The 12,048-nt window shown below is 69.6% G+C and carries 16 protein-coding genes; 7 read left to right on the forward strand and 9 right to left on the reverse strand.

Going from position 1 to position 12,048, the window contains the following annotated elements; genetic code table 11:
- Window positions 1-14: 14 nt before the first annotated feature.
- A complete protein-coding gene (locus tag ABT297_RS25805) occupies window positions 15-1,064 on the forward strand; it encodes an iron-containing redox enzyme family protein (protein ID WP_350554071.1) in 1,050 nt (349 codons plus the stop codon).
- Here the strand turns inward: ABT297_RS25805 and ABT297_RS25810 are convergent.
- Together ABT297_RS25810 and ABT297_RS25815 are read right to left on the reverse strand one after the other, a co-directional pair.
- Entirely contained in the window at window positions 1,016-1,249 is a 234-nt protein-coding gene (locus tag ABT297_RS25810) for a CDGSH iron-sulfur domain-containing protein (protein WP_350554073.1), read from the reverse strand. The genes ABT297_RS25805 and ABT297_RS25810 overlap by 49 nt on opposite strands.
- 83 nt (window positions 1,250-1,332) lie before the next feature.
- Window positions 1,333-1,629, reverse strand: coding sequence for a DUF1345 domain-containing protein (locus tag ABT297_RS25815; RefSeq protein WP_350554075.1), 297 nt, complete (start codon window positions 1,627-1,629; stop codon window positions 1,333-1,335).
- Window positions 1,630-1,903: 274 nt separating this feature from the next.
- Between ABT297_RS25815 and ABT297_RS25820 the strand changes: the two genes are divergently transcribed.
- The gene (locus tag ABT297_RS25820; RefSeq protein WP_350554077.1) at window positions 1,904-2,473 is read left to right on the forward strand and encodes a hypothetical protein; all 570 of its coding nucleotides are present in this window, start codon (window positions 1,904-1,906) and stop codon (window positions 2,471-2,473) included.
- 315 nt (window positions 2,474-2,788) lie between these two features.
- Window positions 2,789-2,932: a hypothetical protein gene (locus tag ABT297_RS25825; protein WP_350554079.1), complete on the forward strand. Its 144-nt coding sequence runs from the start codon at window positions 2,789-2,791 to the stop codon at window positions 2,930-2,932.
- 812 nt (window positions 2,933-3,744) lie between these two features.
- On the opposite strand, the gene ABT297_RS25830 is transcribed toward ABT297_RS25825, so the two are convergent.
- Window positions 3,745-4,479 (reverse strand): DUF2795 domain-containing protein, encoded by a 735-nt coding sequence (locus tag ABT297_RS25830; RefSeq protein WP_350554081.1) that lies wholly within the window; start codon window positions 4,477-4,479, stop codon window positions 3,745-3,747.
- A gap of 525 nt (window positions 4,480-5,004) precedes the next feature.
- On the opposite strand from ABT297_RS25830, the gene ABT297_RS25835 reads away from it, so the two are divergent.
- Together ABT297_RS25835 and ABT297_RS25840 are read left to right on the forward strand one after the other, a co-directional pair.
- Window positions 5,005-5,586, forward strand: coding sequence for a hypothetical protein (locus ABT297_RS25835; RefSeq protein ID WP_350554083.1), 582 nt, complete (start codon window positions 5,005-5,007; stop codon window positions 5,584-5,586).
- Window positions 5,587-5,592: 6 nt separating this feature from the next.
- The gene (locus tag ABT297_RS25840) at window positions 5,593-6,645 is read left to right on the forward strand and encodes an SRPBCC family protein (protein ID WP_350554085.1); all 1,053 of its coding nucleotides are present in this window, start codon (window positions 5,593-5,595) and stop codon (window positions 6,643-6,645) included.
- 342 nt (window positions 6,646-6,987) lie between these two features.
- On the opposite strand, the gene ABT297_RS25845 is transcribed toward ABT297_RS25840, so the two are convergent.
- From ABT297_RS25845 to ABT297_RS25855, 3 genes are all read right to left on the reverse strand, one after another.
- The gene (locus ABT297_RS25845; RefSeq protein WP_350554087.1) at window positions 6,988-7,215 is read right to left on the reverse strand and encodes a hypothetical protein; all 228 of its coding nucleotides are present in this window, start codon (window positions 7,213-7,215) and stop codon (window positions 6,988-6,990) included.
- Window positions 7,216-7,332: 117 nt separating this feature from the next.
- Window positions 7,333-7,860 (reverse strand): SRPBCC family protein, encoded by a 528-nt coding sequence (locus ABT297_RS25850; protein ID WP_350554089.1) that lies wholly within the window; start codon window positions 7,858-7,860, stop codon window positions 7,333-7,335.
- An 81-nt stretch (window positions 7,861-7,941) separates the two neighbouring features.
- The gene (locus ABT297_RS25855) at window positions 7,942-8,097 is read right to left on the reverse strand and encodes a DUF6131 family protein (protein ID WP_350554091.1); all 156 of its coding nucleotides are present in this window, start codon (window positions 8,095-8,097) and stop codon (window positions 7,942-7,944) included.
- A 163-nt stretch (window positions 8,098-8,260) separates the two neighbouring features.
- Here ABT297_RS25855 and ABT297_RS25860 point away from each other — a divergent pair, with 163 nt between their 5' ends.
- Window positions 8,261-8,452: a CsbD family protein gene (locus ABT297_RS25860; protein WP_350554093.1), complete on the forward strand. Its 192-nt coding sequence runs from the start codon at window positions 8,261-8,263 to the stop codon at window positions 8,450-8,452.
- Between the two features lie 187 nt (window positions 8,453-8,639).
- On the opposite strand, the gene ABT297_RS25865 is transcribed toward ABT297_RS25860, so the two are convergent.
- The 3 genes from ABT297_RS25865 to ABT297_RS25875 are packed head-to-tail and all read right to left on the reverse strand — an operon-like array spanning window position 8,640 to window position 10,929.
- Window positions 8,640-9,032, reverse strand: a complete 393-nt coding sequence (locus ABT297_RS25865) for an SDR family oxidoreductase (protein WP_350554095.1) — start codon at window positions 9,030-9,032, stop codon at window positions 8,640-8,642.
- Window positions 9,017-9,484 (reverse strand): SDR family NAD(P)-dependent oxidoreductase, encoded by a 468-nt coding sequence (locus ABT297_RS25870; protein WP_350554097.1) that lies wholly within the window; start codon window positions 9,482-9,484, stop codon window positions 9,017-9,019. The genes ABT297_RS25865 and ABT297_RS25870 overlap by 16 nt, the downstream gene beginning before the upstream one ends.
- Before the next feature lie 50 nt (window positions 9,485-9,534).
- Window positions 9,535-10,929 carry an aldehyde dehydrogenase family protein gene (locus ABT297_RS25875; protein ID WP_350554099.1) on the reverse strand — a complete coding sequence of 465 codons (1,395 nt, stop codon included), beginning with the start codon at window positions 10,927-10,929 and terminating at the stop codon, window positions 9,535-9,537.
- A 117-nt stretch (window positions 10,930-11,046) separates the two neighbouring features.
- Here ABT297_RS25875 and ABT297_RS25880 point away from each other — a divergent pair.
- Window positions 11,047-12,048 (forward strand): carbamoyltransferase N-terminal domain-containing protein (locus ABT297_RS25880; RefSeq protein ID WP_350554101.1); only part of this gene is annotated, 1,002 nt, incomplete at its 3' end.

Genomic DNA, 12,048 nt, shown 5'->3' on the forward strand with positions numbered 1-12,048 from the left:
GAACCTGCTCACCCATGCAGCTACCCCACCCTCGGGGACCGCTCTCGACAGCGCTCCTGCACGCCCTGGCCGGCGCCCCGCGCGAGCTACCGGGCAGCCCTGCCGCAGCGGGCACTGCCGCCGGGGACCCGCTCGCCGACGAGGACCTGCAGCTGACCCTGCACGTCTGCTACGAGCTGCACTACCAGGGCTTCGAGGACGTCGACGAGGGCTGGGAGTGGCATCCGTCGCTGCTGGCCCTGCGTCAGGCGGCCGAGCGCCATTTCGAGGCTGCGCTGCGCCGGCTGGTACCGCTCCCAGCCTCGGTCCACCCGGGGGAGGTGCCACGCGTGCTCACCGCGCTGGTCGAGGCCGACGACGGGCCGCAGCTGTCGAAGTACCTCGCCGCCCGCGCCACGATCGAACAGTTCCGCGAGTTCGTCATGCATCGATCGATCTATCACCTGCGGGAGGCGGATCCGCACACCTGGGCCGTCCCGCGGCTGGCCGGGCGGGCCAAGGCCGCCCTGGTGGAGATCCAGGCCGACGAGTACGGCGGGGGCCGCCCCGAGCGCATGCACGCCGAACTGTTCCGGACCACGATGCGTGAGCTCGGCCTGGACACCGCCTACGGCGCGCACCTCGACACGATCCCGGCGGTCACGCTGGCCACCAACAACCTCATGTCGCTGTTCGGGCTGCACCGCCGACTCCTCGGGGCGATCCTGGGCCACCTCGCGGTCTTCGAGATGACCTCCTCGCTGCCCAACCGGCACTACGGCAACGGCCTGCGCCGACTCGGCTTCGCACCCGAAGCGACGCGGTTCTACGACGAGCACGTCCAGGCCGATGCCGTACACGAGCAGATCGCCGCACACGACCTGTGCGGCGCCTTCTGCGCCGCGCTCCCGCCGCAGCGCCGCGCGAAGCAGACCTCGCTGATACAGTTCGGTGCCGCCTGCACGCTGGCTCTCGACGGGCGCTTCGCCGGGCACCTGCTGCGGCGGTGGGCCGCTGGTGACAGCTCACTGCGAGATCAGCCACGCCCCAGCGCGCGGCTGGTGGCCGGGGCACTGGGCGCCTGAAAACCGACCGCCTTATGCGTACCGTCGCAGAACGGCTTGATCGCCGAGCGCCCGCAGCGGCACAGCGCGACGGTGCGCCGTCCCGGGTCGATGACCTCGCCGTCCTGCGTGAGCAGCGTAAACGAGCCACGCACCAGCAGCGGGCCATCCTCGCAAGCGGTAACGGAGGCAGCGGCATCTTCCATACCCGCTGCAGTGCCCACACCCGGCCACCGACAAACGGTGTCGCCGCTGATGTGGCAAGCCGGTAAGCGGTTCGAGGGTGATGTCAGCGGCTCAGCCCTGCCACGAGGTTGATGGTGAGCGCGACGATGACGGTGCCGAACAGGTAGGACAGAAGGGCCTGGCGCAGCACAGCGGAGCGGAACGCCGCGGTGCGCAGTTCCGTGTCAGAGACCTGGAACGTCATCCCGACGGTGAACGAGAGGTAGGCGAAGTCGCTGAACTGCGGCAAACTGTCCGGGTCGCGGTCGTGGAAGTTCACGCCACCGTCGCGGCCCGCGTAGTACAGCCGCCGTCTGCAGCGCCTCCGTCCGAGCGGCTCGGTCGGGCCTGATACTGCCACGGCCCAATAGTGCAACGGCGTGTAATCGCTGCGTGGATGATCGCTCGTTGGCGTTGCACTTCGTCGTGGTCGCTTGGAGATGCCCAAACCGGGCATGCCACCCAAAGAGTTCGGCATGGCATGTCGTTGCCGCGGTAGCCGCCGGGGAACGCACGCGACGGCAAGCACGGGGCCGGTCGCCGTCGTCCGCCGGGTCGTACTGCCGCTGTACAGGCATGGACCCGCTGGAGGCGGGTAGAGCCGGGGCATGAAGACGATGACGAAGAGCAACGTCATGGAGGAGCGGGACACAGTCCTGCGATCGATGCACGACACTGGCCTGGCGGCGTGGTTCGGCGGGTCGTTGATGGGCGCGGTAGGTCTCAACGGAGCGGCGGGGAAGGTCGGCAATCCGCGTGAACGGCTCGTTGTCTCGTCCATCGGCTGGGACCGCTGGGCGCCAATCAACATGGCCGCGATCGGCGCCCACCTTCTCGGCGCGATCGGCATCCTGGCGTCCGAGCGGTGGCGTGTCGTCGGTCAGCGAGGGGTCGGCACGATGAGTATGGTGAAGACCGCACTGACCGCGGCGGCACTTGGTGCGACCGCGTACAGCCGTAAGCTGGGCAAGGATCTCGAGGACGCCGGCGAGGTACCGGTCGAGGGAGTGACCGAACCGACCGCCGAAACTCCTCCCACCGTTCGGGCGGTACAGCGGCGCCAGCGTGTCGTCCAGTGGTCTGTTCCGGTGCTGACCGGCGCACTGATCGCTGTATCCGCGCTGGCCGGCGAGCAGCAGAAGCCCAGTTCGGTGCTGCGGGGCGTCGGCGCGCGGCTGCGCGGCATACTCGGCCTTGCACGATGATCCTCAACCCCGACAGCCACCGGTCTCGGACGCCTACCAGTGCATAGGCTGCGGGCAGTTCTCCTGGCCTCAACTTCGGTCGGAGGTGACCTTCCGCTCACCGCCTCCTCGGCGGCGAGCGTGGCCAGTTCTTGCTCGACATTGTGCGGAACTGACCGGCGTTCGGCCAGCGCCACCTCGCCGGGGCCATCGGCTTGCCGCAGCAGCCACACCGCAACAGTGTTTGTTTGACCTGCCGGCCGGTGCGGAACAGGTCGGGTTGTGAACGCAACACCGGCCGTCCACCGATGGTGGTGCCCACTCTGCGCGGCACTTGTGCATCCGTCATGGCTCGGCCACGCCGGGACCATCGCCTACCACCCGTACGGTGCGCCGCCGTTCGTGGCCCGGCACGCGCTCGTGCCAGTCGCCGCCGCCACACCCTCGGCGCCGAACGCGGTCAACTCGGCCGCCGCCTGACCGCGCCGACCGACGCCCGAAGCGACCTGGCCTCCCGATGGCAGAACCACTGCCCGGATGAGGTCAGGCTGATTGCCTCGCGCTGATGCAGCTCAGCTCGATGACCTTCTCCTCGCTGCCGGGCACCTGGCCCTCGTCGTACGCCCGAGAAACCTTCGTCCTGATCGACTTGTTCGATGTGGTTCGTCCCGGCCGGCGCGAGTTGGCTCTGGATCACCAGCCAAAGCCAGTGTGCGCCTGCCCGGCTCGCAGCGGTGGCGCCGCGCACGTGCCGCGTGTCCGCTGTCTGACGACCGTTGGGCGGTCGCCGGCCGATGCCGAGACGCTGCCGTCCGCGGGCAGGCCAATTCAGCAAACGCGGTACTCGAACACCGGTATAGCCCGAACGACTCGATCGGGCTATACCGGCTCACTGCGATGCTGCGCGACTGGAGGCGCCGGCCGGTGGTGTGTCCGTCATGGCGTTCCTCGCAGTGGCGCTCGTTGTAGCACCGAACCGATTCGCCAACGTATTCTCCACCGGCGCCGTCGACGGCGCTGGACAGCCTGGTCAGTTTCCCGTTCACGGGTGCTGACCGACGTCCCCGGGATCGGCTCGGCATCATCATCGGTGCGGCGACCTTCACCATCTACCGCCTCGCCATGCACCGCTGATCGGACGTTGCGCCGCCCGGGCGCTGCGCGCTCACGGTTACCTCATCGGCCCGAAACCGTGGCGCTGGCGGCGACGAATGATCCGCTCGCACTGGCGCCGGACGATGTGCCAGGGATCGGGACCGTCCCTGGCCCGACAGCTCGGTCGCCGCGATCACTCACCCCTCGCCGGCCCGCTTGCGCCAGTCGCGCATCACGTCGCGGACCTTGTCGAACACCGCAACCGGCGGTCCGACGAACAGGTTGACAATGGCCGACTCTCCGGCGGCGGGGTGGGGACGCGTCGGCGCCAGCGCCTGCGCTGCCTCAAACGCACTGGCCATCCGTCGTAGCCGTTGCGCGTCGGCGTGCTGGCGAAGCTGCGCGAATTCCTTGCGTTCCTCCTGGGCCGCGTGGGCCGAGACCGACTCGTGGAGCACGCCGAGGTGCCGGTCGAACTCCGGATGTTCCACGCCGATGTCGTAGAGGTCGGACAGTGCCTGTTTGGCATCAGACTCTTCGTGGAGCCGCTCGTCGATGATCTGGTCGCCGTTGGGAATGATGCTGCGTGCGGCTGGATGCACGATCTGCTCCTCCGCGCCCTCGTGGATGGCCAGCAGCCGGACGAGGTCGTGGAACAGCTCTTCCTTCTGTCGGCCCCGGGCGGCCGCTACCTGTGCGAAGAGTTGTTTGATCTCACTGTGCTGGTTGAGCAGGATGTCCACGACGTCCTGCTGCTGGGTCTGTGTCTGCTTACCGATGGCCTGGCTGACGTCGTTCTGTGAGTTGAACCGTTCGCCGGGCATGGCTTGCAGGGTCTGGACCACGTCGCTGCCGGCACCGTGCTCGCGGGCGTGTTCGACGAGGTGCTGCTTGTCCGTCGGGTAGTCCATGTCGCCGAGGTACCGCTGCACCTGCGTTGGCGTAACAGTCATGTTGGAACGCCTACCCACTGCCGCGTCGGCCAACCCGGCGTGCGGAGCGCGTACTTCATGACCGGCGTCGCCGCCCTGCACGGCCGTTCGGCAGTCCCGCCTGCAAGGAAAGGATGATGGGTGCCAACTCGTCGCCGGAATCCAGAGCGCACGTCGGTGTCCGATACTGGGGTGGAACCTCACGCCGCCATCGAGTGCCACCGGGGAAGCGACAGCCGGTGCTCGCGGTCATCGGCGTCTCCATCGTCGCGCGGTCATGAGCGTAGCGGCCGGCGGATCACCGGCTCCGTTTGCTCGTAGCGCTGTCCTCTCTCGACACCGGGCCGAACGGCGGCCGCGGATCCGTTTCGTGGCCGCTGCGCCGGGTAGGCGCGCCGGTTCGAAGCAATGCCGTAGTACCCCCACGGATGATGCGGGCGACGGGTTCAGGATCGCCGATGGCTGTGGTGTGTCCGGGTGCCGGATGGGGGCGTGCCCGCTGGATCCGGGGCGGAGGGAGGGATCATGAACTGCAGAACGCAGGTGTTGCTCACCGCCGGGGTGGGCTATCTGCTGGGGCGCCAGCACAAACTGCGTTGGGGGCTCGTGCTGGGCGCGGCGGCGGTCGCGGTCGCGGTCGCCGGACGGGTCAGCGGGTCGGGCGGCATCCTGCAGCGGGGGGTGCGGGCCCTGAGTGAATCCAAGGAGCTGGGCAGGCTCGCCGAACTCGGTGCTCCGCTGGTGTCGGCGAGCAAGGACGCGGCCAGAGCCGCCGTTACCGGTCAGATCGAATCGGTCACGGGCCGGCTTCGCGAGCGTGCAGATCTTTTGCGTCAGCCCGTCGGCGGACGGCGGGCTCGCGAGGCGGAGCCGGAAGAGGAAGAGGAGGAAGAGGAGAGGGCCCGGCCGCGGCGCCGTCCTCCCGCGGAGCGCGCGGAGTACGAGGAAGAGGAGCGGTCCCGGCGCCGGCCCCGAGCCGCGCGGCCTGCCGAGGAGGAGGAAGATGAGTACGACGAGCCGGACGACGAGGAGCGCGAGGCGCCGTCGGGCGTCGCCCGTTCGCGTCCCGAGGCCGGCCGGCCGCCTGTGCGACGGCGGGGCAGGTGATCTGCCATGGCGTCGAAAGCGAACGGACGCGCGGGGACGGGACTCGGGCACAAGGTCACCGAGCTGCTGCTGGACGAGCTGCGCAATCTCGCCGCGGCCGCCGGCGAGCGCGCGCTGGCCGCGGTCGGCGACAAGGTCGGCTCGGTCACCGAGCGCCTGACGGAGTACGCCCAGGGCAGCGGCAACACGGGCCTGGTGGCGGCCGTGACCGGCGCGAAGAAGATGGCCGAGGGGCGTTCCCCGTCCTCGGCGATGGTCAGCGGCGGACTGGCCGGCATCAAGGAGAAGATCAAGGGACTCTTCGGCCGCGGCAAGGGCAAGGGCGCGGACAAGAACTTCAACCGCAAGGTCACCAACATCGTCGAGACGATCGACGTCGGTGTTCCGCTGCGGGTCGCGTACAACCAGTGGACGCAGTTCCAGGACCTGCCGTCCTTCATGAAGAAGCTCGAGAACGTCAAGAAGGAGTCCGACGAGAAGAGCAACTGGAAGGCGCAGGTCTGGTGGTCGCACCGCGACTGGGAGGCGACGATCGTCCAGCAGATACCGGACAACTGCATCGTGTGGCGGTCCAAGGCGGCGAAGGGGCGCGTCGACGGCACGGTGACGTTCCACGACCTGGCGCCCAACCTGACTCGCATCCTGCTCGTGCTGGAGTACCACCCGCAGGGCCTGTTCGAGCAGACTGGGAACCTGTGGCGGGCCCAGGGCCGCCGCGCGCGGCTGGAGTTCAAGCACTTCCGGCGGCACGTCATGACGCGCACGATCCTCAACCCGGACGAGGTCGAGGGCTGGCGCGGCGAGATCCGCGACGGCGAGGTCGTCAAGGACCACGAAACGGCACTTCAGGAAGAACAGGAGCAGCAAGAGAAGGAGAAACAGCGCGCGGAACGCGGCGAAGAGGAGCCCTATGAGGAGGCTCCTGAGGAAGCTGGCGAGAAACCGGGCGAGGAGAAGCCTGAGGAAGAGCCTGACGAAGAACCGGAGCAGGAGCCGCCGTCGCGAAGGCGGCAGACGGCGGCCAGGACGAGCCCCGTCAGCAGCAATGAAACACCATGACCACGGGCTGTGCCGTCGCGTTAGCGAGCGGCGCAGCTGCTGGCGATGGCGGTCTTCAGCTCGCGCAACGATCCGGGATCGGTTCGCCCACGCCGGCCATTCCAGCCGAGCCACGATTGGTTATCGCCACGACCGTCGCCGCAATCGCCGAGGCCCCAACCGGACAAGGCCTGGGCCTCCAACGCAATCGGACTCGGGCCACAGCGACGCGGACCAAGCGGCAGCCGGCGCTGGCTCGTGCGGATCGCCGCGGGCACGTCCGCGCTGCGTTTCGGGGGTTTACCAAACCGAGTACGCAGCGGCCAAGGCCGAAACTCGGCCTTGGCCGCGGCTGTTGCGGGTTCAGCCGATGCCGGCGCGCTCGGCGGTGAGCCTGCCAAGCAGTTCGTGGGCGCGCACGGCGCGGTCGGCGTCTTCGCGCCGGACCTGTTCGATGAACGCTTGGACGTCGTCGTAGCCCTGGGCGTCGGCAGCGTACTTGGCGCACACCTGGCTGCCTTTGAGGGCGTGGTACTGGATACTGACGAGGTCGTAGACGATGTCGTCGGCAGGGGTGTGAGACTCGGCCATTGCACTACTCCTTGTCGTCTTTGCCGTCGCTGGTTACCTGACGCCTACCCGCAGGTCGCCGACGAACCCGTCGGCAGACGCCAGGGCAGCGTGTACGGCGACCTCGAGCAATGCGATCTACCTGTCGCGGCGCGGAATGTCGCCACGCCACGCGCCGGTGGCGTTGCCGCGTTGCTCGATGAATTCCTTGAAGCGCCGGGTATCCGCTTTCACCTGGAGCTCGTCGACGCCGACAGCGCTGCCGGCCTTCTCGGCGATGCCTTCTGGCTGCCAGTCCAACTGGACGGTGACGCGGGTGTCCCGCTCTCCGAGTGGCTGGAAGCTGACCACACCGGCATGTCGGGTGTCGCCACCGACGCTCGACCACGCGATCCGCTGATCAGGTTGCTGTTCGGTGATCTCGGCATCGAACTCGCGGCGCACGCCGCCGATCTTGGTCACCCAGTGTGTGCGTCGGTCGTCGACCTGCCTGATCGACTCGACGCCGCTCATGAACTGCGGGAACGACTCGAACTGCGAAACTGCCCGGCAGTGCAGTCGATTAACGCGGCACCGTCGCTGGTATCCGGACCGCACACGCTTACCGTTGTGCTCAGCCGTACCCCCTTGTTTGCGCTGGCCGATGAGTTCGGCGCGCTCACCCACGATCGGAGACCCACCAGCCGCGGAACCCGATGCTGCGCCAGGCGCCAACCGGATAACCCCATGGTGTGGATCATCGCCTCGCTACCAGTAGTGCCGCCGACCGGCGACCGGCCGTCCGATCGCACCGAGGAGGAACAGCACCGCGCCGATCACGAGGAGGATCACGCCGATGGTCGTCAGGATCGTGATGTGCAGGAACAAGCCGAGCAGGAGCAGGATGACGCCAAGGATGAACATGGAAGCCCCCAGAGCGAATCGGCAAGCTTGTTGGGTTCCCGGTATGCGCCGTAGTAATCCGGCACGGACAACTCGTTTCGGCAATCCCGGTCTGGGCATCCCGGATACGAACGGTGTCGGTGCCATCCCGCATCGGCTAACCCATCTTCCTGCAGGAGGCGCGATGAGCTCCGAGGACAAGGTCCGGCACAAGGCCGAAGAGGCCAAGGGCACTGCCAAGGCGAAGTACGGCGACGTCACTGATGATGAACGCCTACAGGCCGAGGGCCAGGCGGAGCAGGACACCGCGAAAGCAAAGCAGGCCGGGGACAAGGTCAAGGACGCGGCCCGCAAGGTCAAGGACGCGCTGAGCTGACCCAGCACGGTCACGAGTGAACGATGTGCGGCGCGGCGTGCCAGGCACGCCGCGCCGTCCGCTTGAAACCGGCCGCATGACGGCTTCAACGACGTCGGTCCGTACGTGGGCGGCCTGCCCACCGGGAAACGCTTCAGGCCACCGGAGTATTGCGGTGTATGCGTGGTGTGCGGGTGCCGGCTGCCGGTCAGAGGATCGGTTTGCCGCCGGTGACCGGGACGACCGCGCCGGAGATGTAGCTTGCCTCGTCCGAGGCGAGCAGGACGTAGACCGGCGCTAGTTCGGCGGGCTGGCCTGGCCGACCGAGCGGGGTGTTCTTGCCGAACTCCTCGACGTGGTCGGGCGGCATCGTCGAGGGGATCAGCGGTGTCCAGATCGGGCCGGGTGCGACGGCGTTGACGCGGATACCGCGGCCGCCGAGCATCTGCGCCAGCCCGGCGGTGAAGTTGGCGATGGCGCCCTTCGTGGTGGCATAGGGCAAAAGCGTCGGCCGCGGCATGTCGTAGTTGATCGAACTGGTGTTGATGATCGACGCACCCGCCCGCAGGTGCGGCAGCGTCGCCTTCACCAGCCGGAACATCGCGTGGATGTTGATGTCGAAGGTTCGCGTCCACTCCGCGTCCACTCCTCGTCGGTGATCTCCTCGAAGGTCTCGTGCGTCATCTGGAACGCGGCGTTGTTGACCAGGACGTCGATGTGGCCGAACTCGTCGGCGGCGGTGCCGGCGACCCGGTCGCAGACCGCCCGGTCCGCGAGATCGCCCGGCACCAGGACGGCACGGCGTCCCGCGGCCTCGACGTACTTGGCGGTGTCGCGGGCATCCTCGTGCTCGTCGAGGTAGGAGATAAGCGCATCGGCGCCCTCACGGGCGAACGCGATCGCCACCGCTCGGCCGATGCCGCTGTCGGCGCCGGTGATGACAGCGGCCTTCCCGGTGAGACGACCGCTGCCCCGGTAGCTGTTCTCGCCGTGGTCTGGTTTACGCGCCATCGCCCCGATCGTGCCGGGCGGGCGCTGCTGGGGTTCGGACATGGCCGGGTCTTTACCCGGCACGGCCGGCCGCAAAACGGTGACTCGCCGGGTCACCAGCCCTGCGGTGGTTCCTCCAGGTGGACGACCTTCGCCGCGGTCATTTCGTCGAGCAGCTCCGGGCCGTAGCCGAAGCCCTGGCCGCTGCCGCGGCGGGGATGTGCCGCGCCGCCGGGTGCGCCGCCGAAGACGGCATTGATCTTGACGGTACCGACGTCCAGTGCCCACGCGGCCCGCTGCGCGTTCGTCATGGATGCCGTGAGCACGGTCGCGGCGAGGCCGTAGGGTGAGCGGCTGGCGCGGCGTAGCGCTTCGTCGAAGGAGGCGACCGTGACGACGGGCGCGACCGGGCCGAACGTCTCCGCCTCGACCACTCGCATGTCGTCGGTGCAGTTCGCGAGGACGGTGGGCGGGTAATAGGCGCCCGGACCGTCCGGGATGACGCCGCCGGCAACTGCGACCGCCCCTGCCGTCAGCGCGTCGGCGACGTGGGCGTGGACAGCCGCGCGGTGCCGCACGTCGACGAGCGGGCCGATGCCGTACCCGGCCGCCTCCTTGGCCAGGGCGGCGAGGAAGCCGTCGGCGACCGCCTCGTGGACGTAGATGCGCTCGACGGAGACGCAGACCTGCCCGGCGTTGGCGAACGCGCCGAGCGCGGCGTGCGTGGCGGCCCAGGCCGGGTCGACGTCCCGGTCGACGATGAGCGGGTCGCTGCCCCCGTTCTCCAGCAGGGTCTTGGCGCCAGTCCGGGCAGCCGCGGCGGCGATCCAACGGCCGGTCGCGGTCGAGCCGACGTGCGCGACCACGTCGACGGCGGACTCCGCCAGCGCGGCGCCGGTGGGGCCGGCACCGCTGAGCATGGACAGGACTGACGGGGGAAGGTGCGGGGCGAGTGTCCGGGTGAGCAGCCAGCCCGTTGCCGGGGTGCGCTCGCTCGGCTTGTACAGCACGGCGTTGCCGGTGACGAGGGCGGCGCCGAGCAGCCCGCAGGCGACCGCGACCGGATCGTTCCACGGGGTGATCGCGGCGACGACTCCGCGTGGCTGGCGCAGCATGAAGTCGAGTGCGGTGGGATCGCCGGCCAGGGTCCGGCCGCCGTGCAGCTGGCCGAGTTCGGCGTACTGGCGCAGCGTCGCGACGCCGGCGGCGATCGACGCGGCGGCTTCGGTGACGGGTTTGCCCATCTCCGCCGACATGGTGCCGGCGAGCGTGTCGGTCCCGGTCTCCAGGGCCGTGGCCGCGGCGCGCAGCGCCTCGCAGCGGGTGGCCGGGGCGGTCGCGGCCCAGCCGGGCTGGGCGGCACGAGCCGCGGTGACCGCGGCCGCGACCTCGTGCGGCGCGGCGGCGGGCGCGGTGGTGACCGGCGTGTCGTCGTACGGCGAGACGACGGTGAACGGGTCGCGGCCGGCAATCCAGTCGCCGGCGATGAGGTGCTCGACGTGCTGCATTCCGCCGCGGATTCCCCGTGGGCGGCGACCCAAACGGTCTGGGGTCCGAACGGTCGGCGGGGAAGCCGCGAAGAGGATCCCGGTTACCTCGCCATCGGCGGGGTAACGGTGACATCCATGCGGGTCCTTGGGATCAACGCCATCTTCCACGACCCAGCCGCGGCCCTTGTGGTCGACGGCTGGACCGTGGCCGCGGCCGAGGAGGAGCGGTTCAGCCGGCGCAAACACGGGAAGCGGCCGGTGCCGTTCTCGGCCTGGGAGCTGCCCGAGCTCGCCGCGGCGTGGTGCCTGCGCCAGGCGGGGTTACGACCGGAGGATCTCGACGCGGTCGCGTACTCGTTCGATCCGGGACTCTGCGGCGACCTGGCCGCGATGGGCGTCACCGATCCGTGGGACCCGATGCGGGTCGACTACGCACGCCGGGCGCCACAATTCCTGGCCGAGGCGCTGCCCGGGCTCGACCCGTCGCAGGTCCGGTTCGTGCCGCACCACGCCGCGCACGCCGCCTCCGCCGGGCTCTGCGCCGGCGGCGACGGCGCCGTGCTGGTCCTGGACGGCCGGGGGGAGATCGGCAGTCACCTCGCCGGCTTCTACCGGGATGGACGGCTGAGCACCCTCGCCGCGCAACGGCTGCCGCACTCCCTCGGCCTGTTCTACGAGGACCTCACCCGGCACCTGGGCTTCCTGCACTCCAGCGACGAGTACAAGGTGATGGCGCTGGCCTCCTACGGGCGGCCGCGGTTCCTGCCCGAGCTGCGCGAACTGGTGTACGCCACCGGTGACGGCGGCTTCCGCACCGAGGCCGTGGACTGGCCGTCGCTGACCAAGGCGCGCCCGGGCGGCGGCGAGCTCACCGCCGACCACGCCGACCTCGCCGCCTCGGTGCAGGCCCGGCTGGAGGAGGTACTGCTGGATCTGGTCCGCTGGACGCACGACGCGGCGGGCGGCCCAGCGACGCTGATGATGGCCGGTGGTGTGGCGCTCAACTGCGTGGCCAACGCCCGCATCGCCGAGCAGGGCCCGTTCGAGCGGGTGTGGGTGCAGCCGGCCGCCGGCGACGCCGGCACCGCGCTCGGCGCCGCGCTGCACGTCGCATCGGCCGGCGGCGTCCGCGTCGAG

Origin of the sequence: Dactylosporangium sp. NPDC000555 (assembly GCF_040300025.1) — a bacterium.
In the GTDB taxonomy this organism is placed as follows: Bacteria; Actinomycetota; Actinomycetes; order Mycobacteriales; family Micromonosporaceae; genus Dactylosporangium.

Excerpts from the sequence above, each read along its gene's own strand:
- ABT297_RS25805 (WP_350554071.1), top strand. The coding sequence starts at position 15 with ATGCAGCTACCCCACCCTCGGGGACCGCTCTCGACAGCGCTCCTGCAC.
- ABT297_RS25810 (WP_350554073.1), bottom strand. The coding sequence starts at position 1,249 with ATGGAAGATGCCGCTGCCTCCGTTACCGCTTGCGAGGATGGCCCGCTG.
- ABT297_RS25820 (WP_350554077.1), top strand. The coding sequence starts at position 1,904 with ATGGAGGAGCGGGACACAGTCCTGCGATCGATGCACGACACTGGCCTG.
- ABT297_RS25835 (WP_350554083.1), top strand. The coding sequence starts at position 5,005 with ATGAACTGCAGAACGCAGGTGTTGCTCACCGCCGGGGTGGGCTATCTG.
- ABT297_RS25840 (WP_350554085.1), top strand. The coding sequence starts at position 5,593 with ATGGCGTCGAAAGCGAACGGACGCGCGGGGACGGGACTCGGGCACAAG.
- ABT297_RS25845 (WP_350554087.1), bottom strand. The coding sequence starts at position 7,215 with ATGGCCGAGTCTCACACCCCTGCCGACGACATCGTCTACGACCTCGTC.
- ABT297_RS25855 (WP_350554091.1), bottom strand. The coding sequence starts at position 8,097 with ATGTTCATCCTTGGCGTCATCCTGCTCCTGCTCGGCTTGTTCCTGCAC.
- ABT297_RS25860 (WP_350554093.1), top strand. The coding sequence starts at position 8,261 with ATGAGCTCCGAGGACAAGGTCCGGCACAAGGCCGAAGAGGCCAAGGGC.
- ABT297_RS25865 (WP_350554095.1), bottom strand. The coding sequence starts at position 9,032 with ATGTTCCGGCTGGTGAAGGCGACGCTGCCGCACCTGCGGGCGGGTGCG.
- ABT297_RS25870 (WP_350554097.1), bottom strand. The coding sequence starts at position 9,484 with ATGTCCGAACCCCAGCAGCGCCCGCCCGGCACGATCGGGGCGATGGCG.
- ABT297_RS25875 (WP_350554099.1), bottom strand. The coding sequence starts at position 10,929 with ATGCAGCACGTCGAGCACCTCATCGCCGGCGACTGGATTGCCGGCCGC.